The organism is Microbulbifer halophilus (genome assembly GCF_026183675.1).
GTDB classification, from domain to species: Bacteria; Pseudomonadota; Gammaproteobacteria; order Pseudomonadales; family Cellvibrionaceae; genus Microbulbifer; species Microbulbifer halophilus.
In genome coordinates, this window is sequence record NZ_JAPIVK010000016.1 from 39670 (window position 1) to 63193 (window position 23524).

The following is a 23524-nucleotide window of genomic DNA, read 5'->3' on the forward strand; positions in this document are numbered from 1 at the left end:
TTCAGGCCAGGGCCGGAAAGCGCAAAGACAGTAGCTCTATTGCAAACTTGCTCAACACAGTTCCGGGTGCTCTGGCGATGCGAATTGTTACCTGACTTTACCTACAGCCCACTAGACCAGCGCCTCCACCAGGGCGTCGAAGAAATCATTATCCTCGATTGCCTCGGCACCCAACGGCTTGGAGCGCGCACTCAACACCACCGCGACGATTTTTTCGCGGCGGTTGATCATGATGTGCTGGCCGAACAGGCCGCGCGCGCCAAAGGCACCGCGGTTGGGCGAATTGCCCACGGCCGGAATTGGCCACCACATAAAGCCGTAGTTGACCTTCTCGCCGTTCACTTCGGCCGGCGCGCCGGCCAGGTCAAACCAGCCCTCGGGCAGCACGCGTTGACCGCCGATAACGCCGTCGTTGGCAACAAAAAGCCCGAATCGGCCGTAGTCACGCAGGGTCGCGCAGATACCGCTGCCGGCCACTTCCAACCCGTCGGGGGATTCCAGCCACCAGTGGGCATCCGCCTCGGCGCCCATTTTCGACCAGATCTTTTCCGACAGGTAGTCCGCCAGCGGGCGACCGGTGGCGGCGCGCAGCAGCGCGCCCAGCACATGGGTCTCGCCGGTGCTGTAGTTCCAGACACTGCCGGGCTCACCGGCGCGCGGCAGGCTCGCCATCAGGCCCAGGATGGCACCGGGCTCCTGGGCGATCTGCAGCTCCAGCATACGGCGGCGGTCGGAATCGGGATCCGTCGGCGACTCGTTCCAGCCTACCCCGGAACACATCCGCAACAGTTGCGCGACAGTGACGTCGCCGTAGACGCTGCCGACGAGTTGCGGCAGATAGCGGCACAGACAATCATCCAGGCTGTCAATGGCACCGTCGTGAATGGCTGCGCCGGCAAGGGTCGAGCTTATGGACTTGGCCACGGACATGGACAGCCAGCGACTGTGATCCCTGTTGCCCATCTGGTAGTTCTCCAGCAGGATCGCGCCATCCTGCATTACCAACAGCCCCGCCACCCGGTTGCGCGACAGATAGTCGTACAGGTCGAAAGTGCAGCCCCGGGAACGAATCTGCAGCTGCGGGAACTCCACATCGCGGTGTTCCAGCGGCGCAACACTGTCACCGCGCGCTATTCGGCGTGTCGGAAACAGCAGGTCCGTATTGCGAAAAGTCTCTGCCTGGACGTCGGGAAACTGTCGCCCGGAGTACATATCGCGGATCAGTTTTGGAGAAACCTGCTGTGTATTCATAGTTTTGTCGCGTCGCTTTACAGTAGCCCGAAATGGCCGGTGGTCTTGCGCGGGGCATCCCTGCCCCGTTTTTATGCCATCCGCAATCAATAGCGATAGGTGGTGGTAAAGCCCACGGTACGCGGCCGGAAACTGGTGTTGGTATACAGCGGCGATTCCTCGAAATGGTGGAAACGACTCAGACCATCGCTCGCGTTGGTCACGTTGTCCACAAACAGGGACAGGTTCCAGTCGTTCATATCCATCCCCAGGCGCGCGTTGACCAGTTTCGTTTCCGGTACCGGCGGCAGTTGCGGATCGTAGCCGTACACGTCCGGATTATCGTCCTCTCCCTCGCCGGCATACGAGTAGTCCACGCGCAGGAAGGCATCGCGCCCGGCGAAGGTGAAATCCTGCTGGGCGGAGAGAGTCGCCATCAATTGCGGGCCATCGAAGACCGCATCGCCCTCTTCGGCGATGATCACACCGCCACCGGAAATGCTTTCGTCGTAGGTGGCATCGGTATAGCCGACACTCAGGGTCATATTCAGGGTATCGGTAACCTGGCCCTGCAGGGCCAGGTCGATACCCTTGCTGGTGGCCTCGCCGGTGTTGTCGATAAAGCTGCTACCACAACTGTTCATCCAGATCGAAGTTTGCATGTCTTTCCAGTCGATCCAGTAGGCGTTGGCATCCACCTGCATACGACCACCGAACAGGTAGTTCTTGGAACCGATCTCGTAGGACCAGACGTTGTCGGAATCATACTGGCTGGGGGTCTCCTCCAGGCCCAGCGCCGCCAACTCCGCGCGGCAGGCATCGGTGCTTACCGCCACCTGGGTCTGGGCGCCGCCCGGACGGAAACCCTCGGCGGCCGTGACATAGTACATATTGTTATCATCGTACTGATACGAAAGACCGACCTTCGGTGTCACCGCCGTTTCCGAAGACTCCTCGTCGGTGGTGAAGTCGCCGCCGGACCAGGGGCCGGTACCAGTCTGGAAGTGCTCGACATCGAACTCCGCCGCACGCGCACCCAGAGTGAAAGTCAGCCGATCGGTCAACGCGATATCCATCTGTCCGAACAGCGCCTGCTGCTTGGTGCGGCTGTCGAAAGAGGTATCGTAGATACCCCCATCCGGAAGGTAGGACCAGCCCATCGCATCGAAATCCAGGCCAAAGAAGTTGCCCAGCAATTGCTCGTAGAAATAGTCCTGGTTGCGCTGTCGAGCCGATTGCTGTTCGTCGCTATAGTAGTAGCCCAGCACCCATTCAAGCTTGGCACTGTCCAGGGACTGCAGGCGGACTTCCTGGGTGAAATTCTCCTGCTTGTCGGAGAAATAGCCGGTGGCGATCTGGCCGTCGATGGTGACGTAAGGCTGGGTCGGGTTCAGCAGTGCGGAATCGAATCCGGTGTAGTCGCGCACCTGCTGCAGGTCGCGATCGAAATAGGAGGTGTTGGAAATCAGGGTCATATCGGGGAAGTCGTAAGTTAGCCCCACGGAAGACAGCATATACTCGTCATCCACCGGCTGGGCCTGGACCTGGCCGTTTATAAACTTGCCCCCGTCCGGGTCCGACAGGGATTCCCAGTATCCGCTGGTATCTTCCACTTCGCTCTTCTGGTAGTAGATGGAGGGCGTGATACGCAGTTCCGGCACCGGCGCCCAGGTCACCGCCACCTTGGCCGCGCGCGCGTCCTCGCCGTTGGCATTTTCCTCCCCGCTGCCGTCGGCATGGCTGACACGATCCACCCAACCGCCGTCGCGGCGGTACCAGGCACTGGCGCGGATACCCAGTACGTCTTCCACCAGCGGCGCACCGCCGGCGATACCTGTCTCGTAACTGGCGTCGCCGCCGTCGGTAAAGGCCACTTCCGAGCGGCTGTAGACCGACGATTCCGTCAGGCTCGGCTGCGGCGTGATAAAGCGCACCGCACCGCCTTGGGCGCTGGCACCGAACAGGGTGCCCTGGGGACCGCGCAGCACCTCCACCCGCTGCAGGTCGAAAGTGCGCGGGTAGACGTTGGCGGAGGAGAAGCTCAGGGAGCGGGACTGGATGGGCACGTCGTCGATATAGACCGCGGTGGTGGCCGCGCCGACGCCGGAGGAAATGCCGCGGATGGAAATCTCGGTATTGGCACCGGAGAAATAACTCTGGCGGGAGAAATTCAGCCCTGGTGTCAGCCGCGCCACGTCCTCGACCGACTGGATGCCCTGGACATCCATTTTTTCCTGGCTCATGACCGCGACACTGGCGGCGACATTGCTGAGGGCCTCCTCACGCCGGCTGGCGGTAACGATGATTTCCTCGATCGAGTAATTGCTCGCGCCCTCCTCGACCTGCGCGGCCACCTGGGCACTGATGGCACAGCTGATCGGCGTCAGCAGCGCGGACAGGCAGGCGAGTTTTCTGGCTCCGGACTGATGGTGTTTCATGTCGCTCTTCCTAACTTATTATTGATTGATGGCGAATTGGTTTTTCGACTATAGGGCAGCGCGGCCGCACCCAGCCAGTTGCGAAATCCGCGCATCTTGTTGACTCTGGGTCACCACCACTGATGTGGAATTTATTGTTATCTGTCCCGGAAATTCGGGAGTTAGTCAGTAAAAAAAGGCCGGGCGAAACAGCGTACCCGGCCTGCCACAGGTACTACCTTGGGGTATACAAACTGACAGTCCCTGTAAATTACGTTGCCGTTAGATTTTGCTGCCGAGTTGCTGCCACTTGCCGGGATTCGCCAGCAGTTGGTCCTCGCGGGAAAAATCCAGTACCAGCGGGAAGCGGCCGGGCACGGTAAAGCGCGTGGGCGAGACCGGCTGCAGCTCCACTGCCTTGTCGCGGCCGATACTGTAGGTGTCGCGCTCGCCGATCGAGCGCGCGAACAGCCGATCGCCCCGACGCTCCACGCGCAGGGTCACAAAGCGGCTGAAGCGGTAATCGCCGCTGTAACGGCGCAGGTCTTTTGCGGATACGGCGACATCCTCCGCGGCCGGCACCACCTGCGGCTGCTCCGGCACCGAGGACAGGATCGCGTCCCACATCACCTCGGACGCCACCGCTCCCAGGTCGGCGGACGACATGGCGTCGTCGGCGGTCGCCTCCAGCTCTCCGGTGGACACGGCGTAGAGCACGTCTCCGTCAAACTGGGTGGCAAACGGCTGGATCCCCCGCGACATGGACGCGTGCACCTGCTTGGCGAGCCGTTCCAGCTGCGCGTGGGGAAGCTTCTGGTTGACCACTACCAGGCTCACGGTAGTGTTGTGGTTTTTGTTGCGATCATCGGCGGAGACGCCGGCCCACCCCTCGGCGCGGCTGCTCGGAAAATCCTGCATCAGGTCCGCAGTGCGCAGATCTTCGGGCCAGTTCTCCCCGGGGTAGCAGGCCACGGTGTTGCCCTCGCGATCGGTGATCACGCCGAGGGAATTGACCACTGTAAAGACGGCAACCTTGAGGTCGCCCAACTGTCGGAAGGCGCCGCCCTGCCCGGAATGGGCATTGCAACCGAAGAAAACCCCGCTCAGGGTCATGCGTCCGGCACCGGCGGCCCCCTGGGGAAACCAGCCGGGTTCTGCCGCGCGGAAGGCCGCCTGGGCCAGGCGCTTGTCTGGATAGATTTCGTTGAGCCGCCGCGAACCGAAGTCGTAGACGATCGAACCCACCGACAGGGCGATATTGGGGTTTTCGCCGAAGGCGTAGCCGTCGCGGATGCCGTCGTCCTTGAGTGCGGTGGCCACGGCGGTGGCCGTTTCCAGTCCGTACCAGGATCCGCCGGAGAACACCACCGAGTCCAGCTCCGGCAGGTCGTACCCCAACTTCAGGAATTCCGCGTTGACGGTGCCCGGCGCACCGCCGCTGACATCCACCGCGGCCAGTACCTTGCGCTGGAAGTGGAATACGGTCACACCGGTAGGGCCGGCCGGGTACTCTCCGGTCCCCACGTGCAGTATCGGCCAGTCGAATTCGAGGGTTTTCTCGCCGTGTTTATTGATCTCCATATCCAGCCCGGACTGGTCGGCCTGGATGGCGGGGGACAGGAGCGCGGCGGATACCAGTGAGGCGGCGGCGAGCTGTCGCCCCAGTGCCCCGAGCCTCTTCTTCTCCGCCATCGGTTGAACGGGGATTCGCATACAAACCTCACTGTTGTTGTTTTATCGATTTATGTTTCGATCATAGGGCCAGGCAGCGGGTTGGCAGAAGATGACAAATGCGCATAGTGCGGTGCGCAAAAAGCACCGACCATGAACATATACTCAAAGACCAGGAATTATTAGGACAAACTGGGCGGGAAATAGCGACGCGCGCAGCGTGGATTACTCAGGCGACCACATTTTGATCGGCTGGTGACTCTGAGGCAATGGTCTTCAGCAACCACTCGCGAAAGCGCTGCACCGGCAGCGCATTCCAGCGATCGGTCCTGGCCATGAAGAGGTAGGCGCCGAGCGGCACCCGTTCGAAGCCGGCCACACCGGCCCCCACCTCCACCAACTGCCCGGATTCGAGATCCTCGGCGGCGACGAAGTGGTTGGTCAGTGCGATGCCGCGCCCGCGCCGGGCTGCGTCCAGGGTCAGGTGGCCGTGCCAGAGCCTCGGTCCGGAGAGCTCCAGGTCACTGCCGAGGCCGTGGGCCTCGAGCCAGGCCTGCCAGCTATCGTAACTCTCCTCGTGCAGCAGCTGGTGGTACAGCAGGTCCCGCGGCTGTTCAATCTCCGGGCTGCGGGCCAGGTACTTGGGGCTCGCCACCGGCACGATCGGCGGCCGCGCTATTTCGGCGGTACGTACACTGGGAGGAAGCTGCAATTGTGATCCATAGGCCGGGGCAAAGCGGATATCCACATCCGCCTCATAGCGATCGAAATCCGGAATCGTATCCGCCGGGCGCAGCTCGATATCCAGCACCGGATTGGCTGTCTCGAAGGCCTCCAGGCGCCCCACCAGCCACTGCAGTGCAAAGCCGGGCATGCACCAGGCATAAAGCAGGTGATCGTCGTTGCGCTTCATCAGATCAATGGTGGCATTGGCAATGGCGTCGATCGCCGCCGATACCTGCTTGTGATAGCGGGCACCGTCTTCGGTCAGCAGCGCGCCCGCCGGCGTACGCTCGATCAGGCGACAGCCCACCCGGTCTTCAATGGTACGCAGGTGGCGGCTGATCACCGCGTGATCACGGCACAGGTACTGGGCCGCCTTGCGCACGCCACCGAGTCGGGCGACGATATCGAAAGCGCGCAGTGCCTCGAAGGGGGGCAGAGCTTTGCGGGACGGCAGGTGGGAGGTAGCCGATGCGGGACGAAGGCCCTCTTCTGACATTTTCATTCCTCCTGCACACAGCCTCTACCCGGGACAGGGGGCCGACAACTGTACTCGAGGCTGCCACAGCACTTTTTAACCTGTCAAGGAAAAGGGAACTGGCCGCTTCCGGAAATCCCCGGCAGTGGCTGTCACCGCGCCCGGCCGGCCGCCGACATCAGCTCGGAAATCGCCGCGGCACCGCGCTGTGGAGAGTCCGCCAGACCCGCCCTGATCCCCTCCCAATCGCCCTCGCCCTTGTCCTGGTTGAGCCGGCGCACTCCCTCAATGCTCTCTCCCGCAAAGTGGAAAGCCAGTACTCCCTCGCTCAGGCGATCCACCAGCGAAGCCGGCACCTCTTCCAGCGTCCAAGGCTGAACCCGGGGGCCGCTGTGGGCCAGCGCCTCCATGGCACGGATGCTGCGCCGCAGTATCGAGAGCGTTTCGTCCCGACCGCGGACCGCGCGGAAACGCCCGCGCAACTGCACCGACAGGTAGCTCCATGTCGGTACCCCCGGCTCCTCCCGGAACCAGCGCGGGGAAATATAGGCATCCGGGCCGCAGAAGAGCGCCACCGCGCGCTCGCCCTCCTCGATTGCCGCGCAGTGAGCGTTGCGGCGGGCGATATGGCCGATAAAGTTGAGCCCGCCGGCTTCCGGGTCGCGAAACAGGGGCGTGGCGGTAATACGCAGGTCCCCGCCGGCGAGGGAAACCAGCTGGGCAAAGGGTTGCTGCGCAATAAATTCCAGTTGCGATTCCCGCTCGGAAAAACCGTAGTGCGCCGGTACAAACAGATTCTCCCCCACATCCCGCCAGTGGCCCGTGCGGTTTTTCTTTTCGTCGTCCGACATTGCCTCTCCTGTCTGCTGCTGTACTGCGCCGTGCGGGCCCATTTCCACTCCAGAGATTAAGGCAATCCCCGGTGAGCGGGGAGATGCCTTCACCGGCATCCCCGGTGCATCCAGAGCACCGGGCCGGGCGCAGCGGCAAAACCGGTTACGCAGAAAGTTGACCGGCCGCTGTCGGGATTTGTCGCGAGCCGGCGTTTACCCCCATGTAGGTCCCCGTGCCTGCACCAAGACAATCAGGAATATTGAAAGCTGTTCCGTACGACGCATACGCGGCGCTGCGAGACAGCTTCCAGCCGATTTCAATAAAAACAGACTGGAGAAACCCGATGTACAGTTCGCACAATCCATCGCAACGATTTCACAAAACCCTGCTCGCAACCGCAGTGACCCTGCTGTCCGTCAATGTCCAGGCGCAGGACAGCGACACACTCGAGGAAGTCATGGTCACCGGCATCCGCGGCAGCCTGCAGCAGTCGCTGGACGTCAAGCGCGATGCCACCTCTATTGTCGACGCCATCAACTCCGAGGATATCGGCAAATTTCCGGACAAGAACGTCGCCGATTCCCTGCAGCGGGTGCCGGGTATTTCCGTCGACCGTATCTGGGGCGAGGGCCGGGACATTTTTGTGCGCGGCACCGACAGCACCCTGAACCGCACCCTGATGAACGGACAGAACGTCGCCTCCGCCTACTGGTGGGCCAACGACAACCCCAGTCGCGGTTTCAACTATTCGATTCTCGCCTCCGAGCTGGTTTCCTCCCTGGAGGTCTACAAGAGCCCGGAAGCGCGCCACGATGAGGGCAGTATCGGCGGCATGGTGAATGTGCGCACCCGCAAGCCGATGGACCTGGACCCGCTGACCGTCAACCTGTCCACCGAGGGTGTCTACAGCGACCTGCCGGGCGAATGGGATCCACAGGTGTCCGGCCTGTTGAGCTGGAAAAACGACACCGAGACCTTCGGCGTACTGGCCTCCTTCAACAGCCAGGGCCGCACCATGCGCCGCGACGGCCTGGAGGTTTTCCCCACCAACGACCTGTACACGGTCACCGACCAGAACGGCAATACCACGGAAAATGTCTATGTACCCTGGGGCGGCGGCTCGGCCATTTTCAACCAGGACCGCCAGCGCGATACCGCCAATATCACCCTGCAGTTCCGACCCACCGATCGCTGGGACACCACACTGAACTATGTCGCCTCCGATATGGAGATGGACAACAGTAACCAGAACTACCTGTTCGTCGCCGGCGGCTACAAGATTCCCAACGGCGATACAGTCACCGACCCGGTGTTTATCCCCACCAGCGACGGCAACCGGGCCCTGGTGGGCGGTACCATCGAGAACCCCGACAGCATCGGCGTGGCCGACGAGCCGATCGTGCGCGAATCCTTTATCGAATCCGAAGTGCTGGACCTGGCCGCCGACTACGAGGGCGACGGCTGGCAACTGCACCTGCAGGCGGGCACGACCAGTGCCGAGGGTGGCAGCACCAAGGACCGCAACTACTGGTTCGAGGGCAACGGCGCCGAGGAACTGAATTTCGGCCCCGATACCAACGAATTCAACTTCCCCGGTATCGATCCCCTCGACGGCACCGCCCTGCACCTGAATGCCGCCAACCTGCGCGACTGGGTGCGGGTCATGGAAGACGACGAAAGCTACTTCCAGGTGGACGGCAGCTTCGATCTGGAACTGGGATTCATCACCGGCATCCGCACCGGCCTCAAACTCCGCGACCACACCATCGAGAACAATCGCCAGGACGGTTCCGTGGATGTCGCCAATCCCGAGATTGCCGATCAGGTGGCGACCCTGAATGCCATCACCCTGGCGGATGTCTCCAGCGGGCCCAGCCCGGAACTGCACGGCGAGAGTGCCAGCGCGGAATCGCTGACCCGATACGCCTTTATGGATGTCGGCCTGGCGCGACAGAAAATCGACAGCATTTTAGACAGCGGTGTCATGACCTATGACGAGGACACAAGGGCCTATTACAAAATCGACGAGGAAATCACCGCAGGTTATGTACAGGCGGAATTCGAGCGGGGCCGGCTGCACGGCAATTTCGGGGTACGCCTGGTGGAAACCGACCAGACCTCCAACGCCTATATCGACGGCGAGCGCGGCTCCGTCGGCCGCAGCTATCGCGAGGCCCTGCCGAGTGTGAACGCGATCTACGATCTCGGTGAGGACATCATACTGCGCGCCGCCGCCTCCCGCGCCATGGCCCGCCCCACCTTCCAGAACCTGAGCTCGAATATCGTCATCAATGCCACCAGCGGCACCGCCACCGCCGGCAACCCGCAGCTGGACCCGATGTTTGCCGACCAGTTCGAGTTCGGCGCCGAGTGGTATTTCGGCGACGCCAGCCTGCTGGCCGCCACCTACTTCAACAAGGACCTGAGTACCTTCGTGTTCCAGGATACCCAGGTTGAGGAGATCGACGGCGAGAGCATCAACGTCACCCGCCCCTACAACGCCGACAGGGGCGCGGATATCCAGGGGATCGAGCTCCAGGTACAGCACGATTTCGGTAGCGGCTTCGGCGCCCTCACCAACTACACCTGGACAGACGCCGAGGCGCCGGCCAACGAGGACGGCACCAGGCTGGAACTGCCAGGCAACTCCCGCGACCAGTTCAATGCCTCCGCCTACTACGAAAACGACACCTTCAGTGTGCGCCTGTCCTACAACATGCGCTCCAAATCCTACGGCGGCCTCACCTCCGGTTCGCAACTGGTCACCGAGAAGTACGACCAGTGGGATGCCACCGCCAACTGGACCGCCACCGAGAATGTCGACGTTTTCCTGACGGCGGTCAATCTCACCAACGAGATCATCTACATGCGTACCGCCGACGGCATTCCCACGGGCTTCTACGAAAACGGCCCGCGCTACAGCCTGGGTGCGCACCTGTCCTTCTGACCAACAGCCATCGCTATTTCCCCCTCTTCGGCGCCCTTCGGGCGCCTTTTTTGTATCCGCATCCGGCAATTGTTGACACTGTAGGACAATCGACCTAGCATCTAGGACATTTGACCTACACGATAAACACAGCAGGAGACCGGCCAGTGAGCGGAAAGCCGACCCGGGAACAGATTGTCGAGGCCGCGGACCGGCTTTTCTATCGGCAGGGCTTTGAACACACCTCCTTCGCCCATATCGCCGATGCGGTACAGATATCCCGGGGCAATTTCTATTACCACTTCAAATCCAAGGACGAGATTCTCTCGGCTGTAATCCGCCACCGCCTGGCCAGTACCCGACAGACCCTGGAGAGCTGGGAGGCCCGGGGGGAAACACCGCGGGACAGAATCCGCTGCTTTATCCAGATCCTGTTGACCAATGGCGACAAGATAAAGCACTACGGCTGCCCGCTGGGCACCCTGAGCAGCGAACTGGCCAAGCTGAACCACACCGCTCAGGGGGAGGCCCGGGAGCTGTTCACCCTGTTCCACAGGTGGCTCAAATCCCAGTTTGTAAAGCTCGGCCACAGGCGCGATGCGGACCAGCTGGCGGCGCACCTGCTGGCCCGCAGCCAGGGCGTGGCCACGCTGTTCAACGCTTTTCAGGAAGAAAAATTCGTCAAGCGCGAGGTGCAACAGATGTGCGCCTGGCTGGACGATGTCATCGATCACTGACAGGGAGAGAAAACCGTGTTTATCGTATTGTTGAAGTTTACCGACGACCGCGAGCGCCTGGGCGAGTTTATGCAGGCGCACAAGGCCTGGGCCAAACAGGGCCTGGACGACGGCGTCTTCCTGATGATCGGCAGCCTGCAGCCCGGGCTCGGCGGTGGCATACTGGCCCACAATATTGACCGCGGGAATCTCGAGGCCTTTGTCGACAGGGATCCTTTTGTAGCCGAGAAGATTGTCACCGCCGAAATTCTGGAGATCAGCCCCGCGAAAACCGATGAGCGGCTGGCCTTCCTGCTCGACTGAGCCCATACAAATTCAACAGGGAGCGTAACAATGAGCAATGCCATCCCCGGCCCGGACGGCAGGCCCCGCTGCGGCTGGTGCACCGTCACCCCGGATTTCTTCGACTACCACGACAACGAATGGGGCTTTCCCGTCGACGATGACCGGCGCCTGTTCGAAAAGCTGTGCCTGGAGAGTTTCCAGTCCGGCCTCAGCTGGCGCACCATCCTGGCGAAGCGGGAGAACTTCCGCAAAGCCTTCCGACAGTTCGATTTCGACAGGATGGCAAAATTTACCGAAAAGGATGTGGAGCGGCTACTGCAGGACAAGGGTATCATCCGCCACCGGGGCAAAATCGAGGCGGTGATCAACAACGCCAGGCGCGCCCGGGAACTGGTGCAACAGGAGGGCTCCCTGGCCGCCTACGTCTGGCGCTACGAACCCAAAGCGGACGAACTGGCGCCGCCGCAGACGGCCTCCACCTCCCCCGCATCCATCGCCCTGTCCAAGGACCTGAAGAAACGCGGCTGGAAATTCGTTGGCCCCACCACCGTCTACGCCTTCATGCAGGCGATGGGACTGATCAACGACCACGCCGAGGAATGTGTGAGCCGCGCCGAGGCCGAGCGCCGGCGCCGAAACTTCAAACGTCCCCGATAACAGAGAGTGAGGGTAGCTGCTGCCATGGAACTGCAACAACACTTCAAACTGCTGGCATCATACAACCAGTGGATCAATGAAAAGGTCTACGAATCTGCCTGCGGGCTGAGCGAGATGGAAATCCAGAAGGATCGGGGCGCTTTTTTTGGCTCCATCCTCGGTACCCTGAACCATATCGCCGTCGGCGACACCATCTGGCTGCAGCGCTTCGCCACACTTCCCGCCTGCCGCCACAGCCTGCGGGAAATCGCGGCGCTGCCCGGGCCACGGAGCCTGGACCAGATCATCTACAGCGATATCGAAGAGTTGCGAGCGCATCGCCAGTGGCTCGACAACAGGATTATCGAATGGATCGACGGCCTCTCGGAGCCGGATTTTGCACAGGTTCTGAATTACCGCACCATCAAAGGCATATCCGGCAGCAAACGGCTCTCGAACCTGGTACTGCACTTTTTCAACCATCAGACCCACCACCGGGGCCAGGTTTCCACGCTTCTTATGCAGGCGGGGAAGGATATTGGCGTTACCGACCTGCTGGCATTGATACCAGACACTGAAGACCCCGACCATCAATAATATTCGGGAGCAGGAAGATGCAGGCCCAGCTATTCACTCCGGAACAGGACCTCGATGCAATCGCGACGGTGCTCTTGCAGCTCCGTCCGCAGTACCACCTGGCGAGTATCAAGGCCCGGATCCACAAGCAGCGACAGAACGGCTATCAACTGGCCTACGTCTCCGATAACAATGGAATACTCTGCGTTGCCGGATTCGTGGTCGGTGAAAAGCTGGCCTGGGGAAGGCACCTCTATATCGACGATCTGGTGACCGACGAAAGCCACCGCTCCACCGGCGCCGGCCGTTTCCTGATCGACTGGTTGAAAGACTACGCCAGGGAAATCGGCTGCAAGCAGATACACCTGGATTCCGGTGTACAGCGCTTTTCCGCCGACCGCTTCTACCTGCGCGAGGGCTTCGATATCGCCAGCCACCACTTTTCCACCAGCCGGCTTTAACCCGGGACCGCGGAGCTCGGGAGCGCCCGCCGCCAGCCCCGCGAGAAAGTGCCGGGGGGCCGCAATCAGGACGCGTCGTGGAAGATGACCCCCAGCGCCCTGCGCTGCCCCGAACGCACACGGCTTACGCCGTGGCGCAGGTTCACGCGGTAGCAACCGCGTTTGCCCCGCACCGGCCGGTGGCGCACGGCAAAGACAACGGCGTCGCCGCGCCTCAGGGGCACCACCTCCGCCCGCGATTGCCGGCGCGGGCGCTGCTCGGTCATCACGAACTCGCCGCCGGCAAAATCGCGCCCCGGCTCCGAGAGCAGTACCGCGAGCTGGAGGGGAAAGACATGGTCGCCGTAGAGATCCTGATGCAGGCAGTTGTAATCACCCGGCCCATAGCTCAACAACAGCGGCGTGGCGCGTCGCTGACCGGCGTTGTGACAGCGTTCGAGGTATTCGGCGTGGGTTGCCGGAAAGCGCGTGTCGAAGCGCATTGACTCGTGCCAGCGGTTCGCGATTGACACCAGGTACGGATAGATCGCCGTGCGCAGCCCGGCCACGAGGCCGGGCTGCGGGTAGTCGAAATACTGGTATTCGCCGCTGCCGAAACCGTGGGAGGACATGACCACCCGGCTGCGAAACGCGCTGCGCTCACTGTAGAGCCCAGCGATCGACCGGCACTCATCGTCGGTGAGCAGATTCTCGATGGTCGCACAGCCCCGGGCATCGAGCTCGGCGGTCACGCGCGCCCAGTTCACCGCCTCGACGCGCTCGGCAACGTCCGGCGGGGCCGTCGTCACCACACTCTCCATCGGTTCGCTCATTGGCCCGCCTCCCGCTCCAGCAGGGCGCGCTTGCGCTCCACGCCCCAGCGATAACCGGACAGGCCGGCGTCCTTCCGCACTACGCGATGGCAGGGGATGGCCACCGCAAGCGGGTTGTTGGCGCAGGCCCCGGCGACGGCCCGCACCGCCCTGGGGGCGCCGATGCGCTGCGCGATCTCGGCATAGCTCGCCGTCTCGCCGGCGGGAATTTCCCGCAGGGCCCGCCAGACCCGCTGCTGGAAAGCAGTGCCGCGCACGTCCAGGGGCAGGTCCAGGCCGGTGCGGGGCGCCTCGACAAACCCCACCACCGTCGCCACCAGCGCTTCGAAGGCCCGGTCGCCACCGGCCAGCGTGGCATTGGGAAACTGGTCCTGCAGTTCGCGGGCCAGGGCGTCGGGGTCGTCGCCCAGGAGAATGGCGCAGACACCGCGCTCGCTCTCCGCAACGAGGATGGAGCCGAGGGAGCACTCGCCCACGGCGAAGCGGATGATCGCGCTCGCCCCGCCCTTGCGGTAGCGGTCCGGCGCCATGCCGAGCACCTCGTCGGCACGCTCGTAGAAGCGGCTGAGGGTATTGAAGCCCGAATCGAATATGGCGTCGGTGACCCGCCTCGCGCCGCGGAGCCCGTCGCGCAGCCGGCGGTCGCGGCGGGCGGCAGCGTACTGCCGCGGCGTCAGGCCGATGAGCTCGCGGAAGACGCGGTGGAAATGGGAGCTGCTCATACCGGCTTCCCGCGCGAGCGCGTCGACGCCGGGCGGTGTCTCCGACGCCTCGATGGTCCGGCAGGCCGCGGCGATCGCAGACACGCGCTTCTCCGCCAGCGAAGGCTCATCCGGCCGGCAGCGCTTGCAGGGGCGAAAACCGGCCCGCTCCGCGCTTTCCCGCGTAGGGTGGAAGCGCACATGCTCCGCGCGCGCGAGTCGCGTCGGGCAGGAGGGCCGGCAGTAGACACCGGTGGTGATCACCGCGTAGTAGAAACGGCCGTCGGCTTCCGGGTCGCGCGCGACCACCGCCGCCCAGCGGGGATCGGCGGCGCCGGACTCCGGGCGCCGGGTGGTGTTCGATGGTGCCTTCATGGGTGCATTCTCCACCATCTGATGCTCAGGTCCGGCTGACCGATGCGCCGCCATCGACCCGATGGGCCTCGCCCGTCACAAAACTCGAGTCGTCGGAGGCGAGATACAGCACCGACCGGGCGATCTCCCCGGGGGTCGCCATCCGCTTCAGGGCGTGGAGGCCATTGACGAAATCCCGCACTTCCGGGCCGGCGCCCGGGAAGTTTGCCATGTTCAACGGCGTGTCGGTACCGCCCGGCAGAATCGCGTTGGCGCGAATCCCCTGCTCACCGAGCTCGGCGGCCAGCACCTGCACGAGGCCCAGGAGACCGGCCTTGCTCGCCGCGTAGGCGGCCACGTTGGGCAGGCCGACGCCACAACCCACGAACGACGAGGTAAAGACCAGCGAGCCGCCGCCTCGCTCCACCATGGCCGGGATCTGATACTTGGCGCCGAGGAAGGCGCCCGTGAGGTTGGTGGCGAGGGTCTCGTTCCAGCCGCCCGGAGACAGATCCCGCACGGGCGCCATCTCGCCGAGCGCGCCGGCGTTGTTGAAGGCGATATCGAGACCGCCGAAGCGGTCCACGGCCGTCTCCACCAGCCGCCGCGCAAACGCCTCGTCGGCCACGTCCCCGGCCAGCGCCACGGCCTCGGCGCCGCCAGCCGCAATCTCCTCCACCAGGCCATCCAGCGCGGATCGGCCGCGGGCGGCCACCACGAGCCGGGCCCCCTTTTCGGCGAAGAGCTTCGCCGTGGCACGGCCGATACCGGAACTGGCACCGGTGACAATGGCAATTTTTCCGGAAAGCGATTTCATCTCCAACTCCTTGCTTCACTTCGTATGGGGTTGGATCTAATCTGCCTCCGGTGGGGAAAATCCGCTATCCGGTTCCTGCTGTCAAATTCGACTCTCCGATGGCCGCGACGAGCGTCCCCGCGACCCCGGAGAATATCTGCCCATTCTCTCGCTCCAGTGGGAACAGGCTCCCGCGGAGCCGGCATCAATCCCGGCCCGGCAATACCAGGATCCGCTGATCGCTTTTGTTGATCCGCGCCCCGAAGCTCTCTTTCAGGGCAAACGCCAGCGCGTCGGCGTCGCCGATATTGAATACGCCACTGATCCGTTTCCCGGCCAGCTGGTCACCCACCAGCACCATCTTGCGAGTGGTATAGCGATTGTATTCGGCCACCGCATCCTCGAGGCGGTCGTTGTCGAAATAAATCCTGTCGGTCTGCCAGGCGGTGACTTTTTCCAGGTTCACTTTCCCCACGCCGCTGTTCTGCCGCGGCTGCTCCGGGCTGTAATGAAACCCTTCTCCCGGCAGCATCCGGGCGAGACGGCGCTGCCCGGCGCCGGCCGCCCGCACTTCCACCACGCCCTGGGTCACCGCCACACGCGCGTCGCCGGCCCGCAGGGCCACATTGAAGGCGGTGCCCAGGGCGCGCACCTCACTGCCCTGCACATCCACCACAAACGGGCGCTGGGGATTGCCGGCCACCATAAAGAAAGCCTCGCCCCGCTCCAGGAACAGTGAGCGCTGCCCGCGGGTATAGCGCACCCCCACGCGGCTGTCGGTATTCAGCATCAGGGTGGAGCCGTCCCGCAGGTGCACCACCCGCTGTTCGCCGATCTGCGTCTGGTAGTAGTCCACGGCAAAATACTGCTGCAGCCACACGGCACCCAGCGCCAGCAGCATCACCGCGGCCAGCTGCAGCAGCGTCTTCCAGCCGAAGGCGCGCTGCCGGGCCGGCCGGCGTGCACCGGCGATCTCCGCCTGCAGTTCTTCGTCGCCGGCGAGAAAATCGGTCATCAGGCACAGTTGCCGGCAGTTGGCGTAGGCGAGCCGGTGGCGCTCGTCCCGACGCAGCCAGTGATCGAGCCTGCGCCGCTCCGCCGGGCCCAGCGCGCCGCCCTCCTCGCGGGCCAGCCAGTCCGCGGCCGCCCGCTCGATCGATTCGTCCGTCACTCGCTCGACGCGCTTCATAGAATATCGCTCAATTCTCTCTGCAAGTGCTCAATCGCTTTGCGCATATGCCGCTCGACGCTGCGCGTGCTGATCGACAGCGCCTCCGCAATTTCCGGGTAGGTCATCTGCTCGAAGCGGCTCAACAGGAACACCCGGCGCACCACCGGTTTCAACCCGCGCAGGGACTGTTTCAGCCGACCCAGACTCTGCTGCCACTCGGCGGCCCCTTGGGGCGTGATCTCGCGGCTCTCGTGTTCGCTGTCATCGTAGCTGTGGTGCTGTTCGCTACAGCGGCGCGACTGGCGGCGCAGGCTGTCGCGGACCAGGTTGGTGGCAACGGTGTAGATATAGGCCCGCGGATTCTGCCGCAGGTGCTGCAGGCTGTCCTGGCGCAGCAGCCTGATATAGGTTTCATGCAGGATCACTTCCACATCCTGGCGGCCACCCGGCAGCATACGCGCGATATAACGGCACAGGGCGCTGCGGTGGGCGCTGTACAGTGCCTCTACACAGGCCCGATCGCCGGTATCCGCAGGATCCGGGTTATTGCTTACCAGGCGCAGGTTTGCTTTGGATATTGCCATTGGCCTTCTGTCGGAAAATGCTCTCCCGTAAACCGCGTAAACGACAGCGACAACATTTTCCCGACAGTTTCCCCCGATTATTTTTATCTCAAGTTTCGGAGTTCGTGGTGCCTGGGGGGAGCACAAGCTGGAGCGGGGTACGCCTTTCTGGGACACGCCGTGTATACATCCCTGTAGGCTTGTCTGCGAGGTCCCTCTCGCAGACGGTCCCAGAAAGGCGCACCCCGCTCCAGCTCCCTGAACTGAACCCCGAAACTTGAGTTATTCGCGCCCGGCCGGCGCCATTCGCTTGCCGGCCCGCACTGCTATCGAGTATTTTCTGTTCCGATGCGCCCGCAGCCCGGGGCACTTCATTCGAACGATAATAATGACCGAAACCCCCACTCCAGCCCCCGGGGCGATCCGCCGCGCAGTCGCGTGCGGTACCCTGCTCGCACTGTTGCTCGCCGACGCGGACGGCGCCCTTGCGTCTGCGGACCGGAAGCCGCCGGCGTTCGCACAGGCGCCGGTCGCATTCGATATCGACGCGCGGCCACTCGACCGCGCCCTGCGACAGTTCGCCGAACAGGCGGACCTGCAGATTTTCTATCGCACCGATATATTGCCGCCCGGCGATAGTACCCCGGTGCGCGGCAGGCTGGCGCCGGCCGAGGCCCTGCGGCGGCTGCTCGGCGCCGGCCGCCTCGACTTCCGTTTCGGCGCCGGCAGGACCCTGGTCATACGCGACAGGCCCGGCGACACCGCCGGGGAATCGCGGCAGCCCGCGTCCCGACCCCAACGCCCACTGGAGGAAACCTATGTGACCGGCGTGCGCGGCACACTGGAGCAAAACCTGGCGATCAAGCGGCGCGCAAGCAACCTGGTCGACGTTATCACGTCGGAGGATATCGGCAAGTTCCCGGACAGGAATGTCGCCGACTCGCTGCAGCGCATCGCCGGCGTGTCCGTGGACCGCCTCTGGGGCGAGGGCCGCGACGTGAATATCCGCGGTACCGACAAGGATATCAACCGCACCCTGCTGAACGGCCAGCATGTGGCCTCGGCCTACTGGTGGGCCAACGACAACCTCAGTCGCGGCTTCAACTACTCGACCCTGGCCTCGCAACTGGTGCAGTCGCTGGAAGTGCACAAGACGCCCAGCGCGGACCTGGACGAGGGCAGTATCGGCGGCACCGTGATAGTGCGCACCCGCCGACCGCTGAATATGGCCCCCCTGGAAACCCACATTTCCATCGAGCAGCAGTACAGCGAGCTGGCACAGGCCCTCGACCCGCAGGCATCGCTGCTGGGCAGCTGGAAAAATGCCGGGGAGAGTTTCGGCCTGCTGGCGTCGGTCAACTGGCAGGAACGGCGCAGCCGCCGCGACGGCCTGGAAACCTTTGCCGACAATACCCTCTACCGGGTCACCGATACCCGCGGCAACCGCCGCGACAGTGTCTACGCCATCTGGGGCGGTGGCAGCGCCTTGCTGCAACAGGAACGTGCCCACACCACCGCCAACCTGACACTGCAGTGGGCGCCGGACGACCGCTGGGACAGCACCCTGAACCTGGTGCGCTCGGAACTGGATATCGACAACAGCAACCACAATTTCCTCTTTTCCCCCGGCGGCTACAAACTGCGCGAGGATCCGCCGGCGGCGGTGGAGCAACCGCGCTATATCGTCGCCGACGACGGCAGGCCGGTGCTGGCGGGCGGCACCCTCACCAACGCCGACTCCACCGGCGCACTGCTCGACAGCATCCAGCGCAAGGCCTATATCGATACTTCGGTCGGCGACCTGGATATCCGCTACCGCGGCGACGGCTGGAACGGCCACCTGCAACTGGGCACCACCGGGGCCCGCGGCGGTACCGACCGCGATCGCCTCTACCGCTTTACCGGCGACAGCCGGGTCCGTTTCCGGCTGGATCGCGATGCGCTGGAGACAGAGTACCTGGACCTGGATCCGCTCGACGCCGCCGACCTGGACCGCTTTGCACCGGTATCCCGCGACTGGATCCGCGCGATGGAAAACCGGGAAGACTACGGCCAGTTCGATTTCGGCTGGGACCTGGAAGGCGGCTGGCTGAGTGCGGTGAAGTTCGGCCTCAAGTACCGCGACCACCGGGTGGAAAACAACCTGACCGTGGGCAGTATCGATACCACGCATCCGGACTGGGAGAGCCTGCGGCAAATCGGCCTGGACCGGGTCAGCAGCGGCCCGGGCCCCGAACTCAGCCAGCGGGCCGCCAACGAGGCGACGCTGACCCGCTACGCCATCACCGACCCGGCACTGCTGCAATCGGTGATACAGCCACTGTACGACAGCGGCGTCATGCGCTACCGGGAGGATCGCAACGCGCATTTCCGTATTCGCGAGCGCAGCCTGGCGGAATACCTGCGGCTCGATTTCGAGCGCGGCCCCTGGTCCGGCAACCTGGGCCTGCGCTCGGTGACAACCCGCCAGCGGACCAGCGCCTACCGCGACGACCGCCTGCAGACGGTGCGCAACCGCTACCGCGACACCCTGCCCAGTGTGAATATTCACTACCGCGCCGCGCCGGATCTTTCCCTGCGCGCTGCCCTGGCGCAGGTAATGGCGCGGCCCAACTACCAGGACCTGAGCCCGGGCATCATCATCGATCCCACCAGCGGCTCGGGCGCCGCCGGCAATCCCGGCCTGGATCCCTACCGGGCGGACCAACTGGACCTGAGCCTGGAGTGGTATTTCGCCGACGCCTCAATACTCGCCGCCACGGTTTTCTTCAAGGACATCTCCACCTTCGTCTACCCCCACGTGGCGAAAGAACAGGTGGACGGGCAAGCGCTGTATATCACCCGGCCACGGAACGGCCCCGGTGCGACTATTCGCGGGCTGGAACTACAGTGGCAGCAGGATTTCGCCAACGGCTTCGGCCTGCTGAGCAACTACACCTATACCGACGCCGCCGTGCCCTCCCCTGACGGCACCCGTTCAATGGAGCTGCCGGGCAACTCCCGCAGCCAGTTCAACGCCAGCGTCTATTTCGAGAACCACCATTTCAGCGGCCGCCTGTCCTACAACTACCGTTCGCGCTCCTACGGTGAGATCGTCGCCGGTTCCCAGAGCGAGACCGCCGCCTACCGCCAGTGGGATACCAGCCTGCAGTGGGCACTCAACGACTACACGCGCCTGACGGCGGAGGCGGTCAACCTGACCGATGAAGTCATTCATATCCGCAGCGCCAGCGGGATTCCGCAGGGGTTTTACGAAAACGGGCGGCGGTTCCGGCTGGGGTTGCGGTTGGAGTATTGATGCCCGCGCCGGGATGGTGGGTGTGGGTTAGGGGGAGCGTAGGGAAGCCCAACGTCGGGGCTGAAGAATCCACCGGGCCTCTTCGCAGCCCTCTCCCCCGGCCCCTCTCCCGATGGGAGAGGGGAGCTATGGCGGAACCTCTCGGGGTAAATCAGCCCGCCGAGCCCTCTCGAGCCCATGCCAGTCCCCTCTCCCGCCGGGAGAGGGTTAGAGAGGGGGCGTAAGTGGTCCCCCGGCTTCGGGAACCGGCACTGCACAGCTACAACCGGTTTAATTGATCTGCCAGTCCGGGATATCCACCGCCACCGGCTGCTTGCGCCGATGCTCGCCGTCCTCGACCAGGTTGCCCTGGGCCGGCCTCAGGCTCAGGTGGTCGACGGACACCTGCACCGCGTCTTTTTTCTCCCGCTCGTGCTCCCGGACCAGGTTGCCCTCCATCGGCGCCAGGCCCCAGTCGCCGCCACTGGGCGAAGCGGGTTGCGCCGCGGGCGCTTCCGCCGCTGCGGGTTCCGGCTCTGCGGCGGCCGGGGACGGAGGTGCCGCCGCCTCGCCCTCCGCTTTCAGTGCCGCCTGGGCACCGAGTTTGGCCAGCGTGGCCTGCAACTGCTCTGCCCTGGCTTCGGGCAGGCCCTTCTTGATCGCCAGCGGCCGGCCGCTGAACAGCTTTTCCACCGTCTCCGGGCCGGCCTTGAACAGCCGCGCCAGGTTGGCCTTGACGTCGGCGGCGGTAAATCCGGGAACCAGGTCCCCGCGGAAAATCACACTGTAAGTGGGTTGCGACATGGCATTGCCTCTTCTTATCTCAAGTTTCGGGGTTTAGTTTTGGCAGCCGGGGCGGGGAGCGCCTTTCTGGGACTGTCTGCGAGAGGGACCTCGCGGACAAGCCTACAGGGACGTATAGACGGCGTGTCCCAGAAAGGCGCTCCCCGCCCCGGTTTGTGGCATCGAAAAGCATTTCCAACTCCGAAACTTGAGTACTTATTTGTCCGCTTGTTCGTCCGCATCCAGCGACTGGTCCATGGTGTAGGCGGGCACCGCCGCGCTGCGACCGCCGACGAGGCGCGCCGGCACACCGGCCACCGTGGCGTGCTCGGGCACATCCCGCAGCACCAGGCTGCCGGCCGCCACCTTGACGCCCGCGCCGACTTTCACCGGGCCGAGGATTTTTGCCCCCGCGCCGATCATCACGCCGCGGCCGATCTTCGGGTGGCGGTCGCCGCCGCCACTGCCGCTGCCGCCGAGCGTCACCGAGTGCAGCATGGAGACATCGTCCTCCACCACGCTGGTCTCCCCCACCACCAGACCAGTGGCGTGGTCGATCATGATACCGCAACCAAAGCGGGCCGCTGGGTGAATATCCACGGCGAACTGCTCCGACACCCGGCTCTGGAAATACAGCGCCAGCGTGTGCCGCCCGCGCTGCCACAGCCAGTGGGCGATACGGTGGGACTGCAGCGCGTGGAAGCCCTTGAAATAGAGGAAAGGGATCAGGTACTGGTCACAGGCGGGATCGCGATCGTACCAGGCGCAGATATCGGCGCGCATACAGCGACCGATTTCGGCATCGTCCCGCAGCGCGCTGGCGACCACCTCCTGCAGCGCCGTGCCCGTCAGCGCGGTGTGATCCAGTACCGACGCCAGTTGGTAGGCGAGCGCGTCGTCGAGGGATTTGTGGCGCAGCACCGTGTTGTGAAAATAACTCGCCAGCACCGGCTCGCCGGCGGCGGCTTCGGTGGCCTCGGCGCGCATTGCGCTCCAGATATTTCGTTGTTCGATATTGCCGTTGATAGCAGGGTCCTCTTGTTCGCACTCCGGGGGAACGGAAGCTCCCCTCTCCCCCGGCCCCATTGATGTGCGCCGTCCATGGCGCCCACCCTGCGGGCGCCTGCGGCGTCCAAATTTGATCCCCTCAAATTTGTCCCGGCGGGAGAGGGGAGCTATTTGTCAAAGCCCGGGTAACAGTGCTCCGGGACCGCGACAAAACGCGTATAAATGGTGTCGATCTGTTCGCACACAGTGTCGCACAATTCCAGTTCACAGCTCTGCAGCTGTTCACGGAGTAACTCCGGTGTGAGCAACTGCTGCAGCTCGAAGGAACGCGGCGCATAGCTCAGGTGCCAACGCTCCGGGGCCACACCGCCGCGGTCCTCGGCGTAGGGGCGGAACAGGCCGTGGCTTTCGCCGGCGGCAATGCGCTCGTCCAGCCAGCAGTGGAAAGGCCCGAAGATGCCGTCATCGGCGACTTCCTGCGGCGTCAACTGCGGCCGGTAGTCCGCCAGCACGGCGGCGGCGTCGACCAGATCGAAATCGGTGCCCCAGTGGTGGCGCGATCCGCCCGGCAGCGCCGACCAGCGCAGTATGGCGAATGCGATCTGCTGCGGCGACAGTTGCGCCAGGTCGAGCTCTGCGCCGTCGCTGTCGAGCACCGGCCGCCGACCGCCGGCCTTGCGATTCCAGATGGTGCGCTGGCGCTCGAAACTGCGGAAGCCGGAAACCACCAGCGGATCGAACCCCGCCTCGCGGGCATCGGCGGCCAGTCGCTGGAAAGCCACCAGTGCTTCCGGGTGCAGCAACTGTTCGGAGCGCGGCTCGAGGATGACATGCTCATCGCCGAGCCCCAGCAACATACGTTTCAGCGGCGCACTCAACATCGTGGGACCTCTTTCAATCTCTGTCTCCGGTTTCGGAGTTAGAGGCATCTGCCAGCTCAAGAAACTGTCCACCGAAACCCGAGTTTCAATAAAGCCAACGGACAAACCGGGCAGATGGAACTAAAGTGGATAACAACTCTACCAGATGCCGATCTTACTGACAGATCTGGCGAAAAAGCGGCGCCCCTCCCACTTTTTAGCACC

General features: G+C 63.7%; 20 protein-coding genes. 7 read left to right on the forward strand and 13 right to left on the reverse strand.

Annotation, left to right across the window (positions count from 1 at the left end; translation table 11 throughout):
- Positions 1-111: 111 nt before the first annotated feature.
- The 5 genes from OQE62_RS10165 to OQE62_RS10185 all read right to left on the reverse strand — a co-directional run bounded on the left by OQE62_RS10165 (position 112) and on the right by OQE62_RS10185 (position 7370).
- Positions 112-1251 carry a serine hydrolase domain-containing protein gene (locus tag OQE62_RS10165; RefSeq protein ID WP_265721920.1) on the reverse strand — a complete coding sequence of 380 codons (1140 nt, stop codon included), beginning with the start codon at positions 1249-1251 and terminating at the stop codon, positions 112-114.
- Between the two features lie 86 nt (positions 1252-1337).
- Positions 1338-3668 (reverse strand): TonB-dependent receptor, encoded by a 2331-nt coding sequence (locus OQE62_RS10170; RefSeq protein WP_265721921.1) that lies wholly within the window; start codon positions 3666-3668, stop codon positions 1338-1340.
- A gap of 261 nt (positions 3669-3929) precedes the next feature.
- Positions 3930-5360 (reverse strand): P1 family peptidase, encoded by a 1431-nt coding sequence (locus OQE62_RS10175; protein WP_265721922.1) that lies wholly within the window; start codon positions 5358-5360, stop codon positions 3930-3932.
- Positions 5361-5547: 187 nt separating this feature from the next.
- Positions 5548-6540 carry a LysR substrate-binding domain-containing protein gene (locus OQE62_RS10180; protein ID WP_265721923.1) on the reverse strand — a complete coding sequence of 331 codons (993 nt, stop codon included), beginning with the start codon at positions 6538-6540 and terminating at the stop codon, positions 5548-5550.
- A 131-nt stretch (positions 6541-6671) separates the two neighbouring features.
- Positions 6672-7370 (reverse strand): FMN-binding negative transcriptional regulator, encoded by a 699-nt coding sequence (locus OQE62_RS10185; protein ID WP_265721924.1) that lies wholly within the window; start codon positions 7368-7370, stop codon positions 6672-6674.
- A 326-nt stretch (positions 7371-7696) separates the two neighbouring features.
- On the opposite strand from OQE62_RS10185, the gene OQE62_RS10190 reads away from it, so the two are divergent.
- From OQE62_RS10190 to OQE62_RS10215, 6 genes are all read left to right on the forward strand, one after another.
- A complete protein-coding gene (locus OQE62_RS10190) occupies positions 7697-10300 on the forward strand; it encodes a TonB-dependent receptor (protein ID WP_265721925.1) in 2604 nt (867 codons plus the stop codon).
- A gap of 146 nt (positions 10301-10446) precedes the next feature.
- Entirely contained in the window at positions 10447-11016 is a 570-nt protein-coding gene (locus OQE62_RS10195; protein ID WP_265721926.1) for a TetR/AcrR family transcriptional regulator, read from the forward strand.
- Between the two features lie 15 nt (positions 11017-11031).
- A complete protein-coding gene (locus OQE62_RS10200; protein ID WP_265721927.1) occupies positions 11032-11319 on the forward strand; it encodes a YciI family protein in 288 nt (95 codons plus the stop codon).
- A 30-nt stretch (positions 11320-11349) separates the two neighbouring features.
- On the forward strand, positions 11350-11958 hold the full coding sequence (locus tag OQE62_RS10205) for a DNA-3-methyladenine glycosylase I (RefSeq protein WP_265721928.1): 609 nt from the start codon (positions 11350-11352) through the stop codon (positions 11956-11958).
- Positions 11959-11982: 24 nt separating this feature from the next.
- On the forward strand, positions 11983-12534 hold the full coding sequence (locus tag OQE62_RS10210) for a DinB family protein (RefSeq protein WP_265721929.1): 552 nt from the start codon (positions 11983-11985) through the stop codon (positions 12532-12534).
- A gap of 17 nt (positions 12535-12551) precedes the next feature.
- Complete coding sequence (locus OQE62_RS10215) at positions 12552-12974, forward strand: GNAT family N-acetyltransferase (protein WP_265721930.1); 423 nt, start codon at positions 12552-12554, stop codon at positions 12972-12974.
- Positions 12975-13039: 65 nt separating this feature from the next.
- On the opposite strand, the gene OQE62_RS10220 is transcribed toward OQE62_RS10215, so the two are convergent.
- The 5 genes from OQE62_RS10220 to OQE62_RS10240 all read right to left on the reverse strand — a co-directional run bounded on the left by OQE62_RS10220 (position 13040) and on the right by OQE62_RS10240 (position 17392).
- Positions 13040-13786 carry a 2OG-Fe(II) oxygenase gene (locus tag OQE62_RS10220; RefSeq protein ID WP_265721931.1) on the reverse strand — a complete coding sequence of 249 codons (747 nt, stop codon included), beginning with the start codon at positions 13784-13786 and terminating at the stop codon, positions 13040-13042.
- Positions 13783-14862, reverse strand: coding sequence for a bifunctional DNA-binding transcriptional regulator/O6-methylguanine-DNA methyltransferase Ada (gene ada / locus OQE62_RS10225; protein ID WP_265721932.1), 1080 nt, complete (start codon positions 14860-14862; stop codon positions 13783-13785). The genes OQE62_RS10220 and ada overlap by 4 nt, the downstream gene beginning before the upstream one ends.
- 25 nt (positions 14863-14887) lie before the next feature.
- Entirely contained in the window at positions 14888-15658 is a 771-nt protein-coding gene (locus OQE62_RS10230; protein ID WP_265721933.1) for an SDR family oxidoreductase, read from the reverse strand.
- A 184-nt stretch (positions 15659-15842) separates the two neighbouring features.
- The gene (locus tag OQE62_RS10235) at positions 15843-16826 is read right to left on the reverse strand and encodes a FecR family protein (RefSeq protein ID WP_265721934.1); all 984 of its coding nucleotides are present in this window, start codon (positions 16824-16826) and stop codon (positions 15843-15845) included.
- Positions 16823-17392, reverse strand: a complete 570-nt coding sequence (locus OQE62_RS10240) for an RNA polymerase sigma factor (protein WP_265721935.1) — start codon at positions 17390-17392, stop codon at positions 16823-16825. Before OQE62_RS10240 ends, OQE62_RS10235 begins: the two co-directional genes overlap by 4 nt.
- A 367-nt stretch (positions 17393-17759) precedes the next feature.
- On the opposite strand from OQE62_RS10240, the gene OQE62_RS10245 reads away from it, so the two are divergent.
- Positions 17760-20669: a TonB-dependent receptor gene (locus tag OQE62_RS10245; RefSeq protein ID WP_265721936.1), complete on the forward strand. Its 2910-nt coding sequence runs from the start codon at positions 17760-17762 to the stop codon at positions 20667-20669.
- Between the two features lie 270 nt (positions 20670-20939).
- Here the strand turns inward: OQE62_RS10245 and OQE62_RS10250 are convergent, their stop codons facing one another.
- The 3 genes from OQE62_RS10250 to OQE62_RS10260 form a co-directional block, all read right to left on the reverse strand.
- On the reverse strand, positions 20940-21452 hold the full coding sequence (locus tag OQE62_RS10250; RefSeq protein WP_265721937.1) for a hypothetical protein: 513 nt from the start codon (positions 21450-21452) through the stop codon (positions 20940-20942).
- Between the two features lie 195 nt (positions 21453-21647).
- Positions 21648-22418 (reverse strand): serine O-acetyltransferase, encoded by a 771-nt coding sequence (gene cysE, locus OQE62_RS10255; protein ID WP_265721938.1) that lies wholly within the window; start codon positions 22416-22418, stop codon positions 21648-21650.
- A 188-nt stretch (positions 22419-22606) separates the two neighbouring features.
- Positions 22607-23320, reverse strand: a complete 714-nt coding sequence (locus OQE62_RS10260) for a M15 family metallopeptidase (protein WP_265721939.1) — start codon at positions 23318-23320, stop codon at positions 22607-22609.
- Positions 23321-23524 lie beyond the last annotated feature (204 nt).

What these genes read in the sequence shown, in the direction of transcription:
- OQE62_RS10165 (WP_265721920.1), bottom strand. Translation starts at nt 1,251, where the DNA reads ATGAATACACAGCAGGTTTCTCCAAAACTGATCCGCGATATGTACTCC.
- OQE62_RS10170 (WP_265721921.1), bottom strand. Translation starts at nt 3,668, where the DNA reads ATGAAACACCATCAGTCCGGAGCCAGAAAACTCGCCTGCCTGTCCGCG.
- OQE62_RS10175 (WP_265721922.1), bottom strand. Translation starts at nt 5,360, where the DNA reads ATGCGAATCCCCGTTCAACCGATGGCGGAGAAGAAGAGGCTCGGGGCA.
- OQE62_RS10180 (WP_265721923.1), bottom strand. Translation starts at nt 6,540, where the DNA reads ATGTCAGAAGAGGGCCTTCGTCCCGCATCGGCTACCTCCCACCTGCCG.
- OQE62_RS10185 (WP_265721924.1), bottom strand. Translation starts at nt 7,370, where the DNA reads ATGTCGGACGACGAAAAGAAAAACCGCACGGGCCACTGGCGGGATGTG.
- OQE62_RS10190 (WP_265721925.1), top strand. Translation starts at nt 7,697, where the DNA reads ATGTACAGTTCGCACAATCCATCGCAACGATTTCACAAAACCCTGCTC.
- OQE62_RS10205 (WP_265721928.1), top strand. Translation starts at nt 11,350, where the DNA reads ATGAGCAATGCCATCCCCGGCCCGGACGGCAGGCCCCGCTGCGGCTGG.
- OQE62_RS10210 (WP_265721929.1), top strand. Translation starts at nt 11,983, where the DNA reads ATGGAACTGCAACAACACTTCAAACTGCTGGCATCATACAACCAGTGG.
- OQE62_RS10215 (WP_265721930.1), top strand. Translation starts at nt 12,552, where the DNA reads ATGCAGGCCCAGCTATTCACTCCGGAACAGGACCTCGATGCAATCGCG.
- OQE62_RS10220 (WP_265721931.1), bottom strand. Translation starts at nt 13,786, where the DNA reads ATGAGCGAACCGATGGAGAGTGTGGTGACGACGGCCCCGCCGGACGTT.
- ada (WP_265721932.1), bottom strand. Translation starts at nt 14,862, where the DNA reads ATGAAGGCACCATCGAACACCACCCGGCGCCCGGAGTCCGGCGCCGCC.
- OQE62_RS10230 (WP_265721933.1), bottom strand. Translation starts at nt 15,658, where the DNA reads ATGAAATCGCTTTCCGGAAAAATTGCCATTGTCACCGGTGCCAGTTCC.
- OQE62_RS10235 (WP_265721934.1), bottom strand. Translation starts at nt 16,826, where the DNA reads ATGAAGCGCGTCGAGCGAGTGACGGACGAATCGATCGAGCGGGCGGCC.
- OQE62_RS10240 (WP_265721935.1), bottom strand. Translation starts at nt 17,392, where the DNA reads ATGGCAATATCCAAAGCAAACCTGCGCCTGGTAAGCAATAACCCGGAT.
- OQE62_RS10245 (WP_265721936.1), top strand. Translation starts at nt 17,760, where the DNA reads ATGACCGAAACCCCCACTCCAGCCCCCGGGGCGATCCGCCGCGCAGTC.
- OQE62_RS10250 (WP_265721937.1), bottom strand. Translation starts at nt 21,452, where the DNA reads ATGTCGCAACCCACTTACAGTGTGATTTTCCGCGGGGACCTGGTTCCC.
- cysE (WP_265721938.1), bottom strand. Translation starts at nt 22,418, where the DNA reads ATGCGCGCCGAGGCCACCGAAGCCGCCGCCGGCGAGCCGGTGCTGGCG.
- OQE62_RS10260 (WP_265721939.1), bottom strand. Translation starts at nt 23,320, where the DNA reads ATGTTGAGTGCGCCGCTGAAACGTATGTTGCTGGGGCTCGGCGATGAG.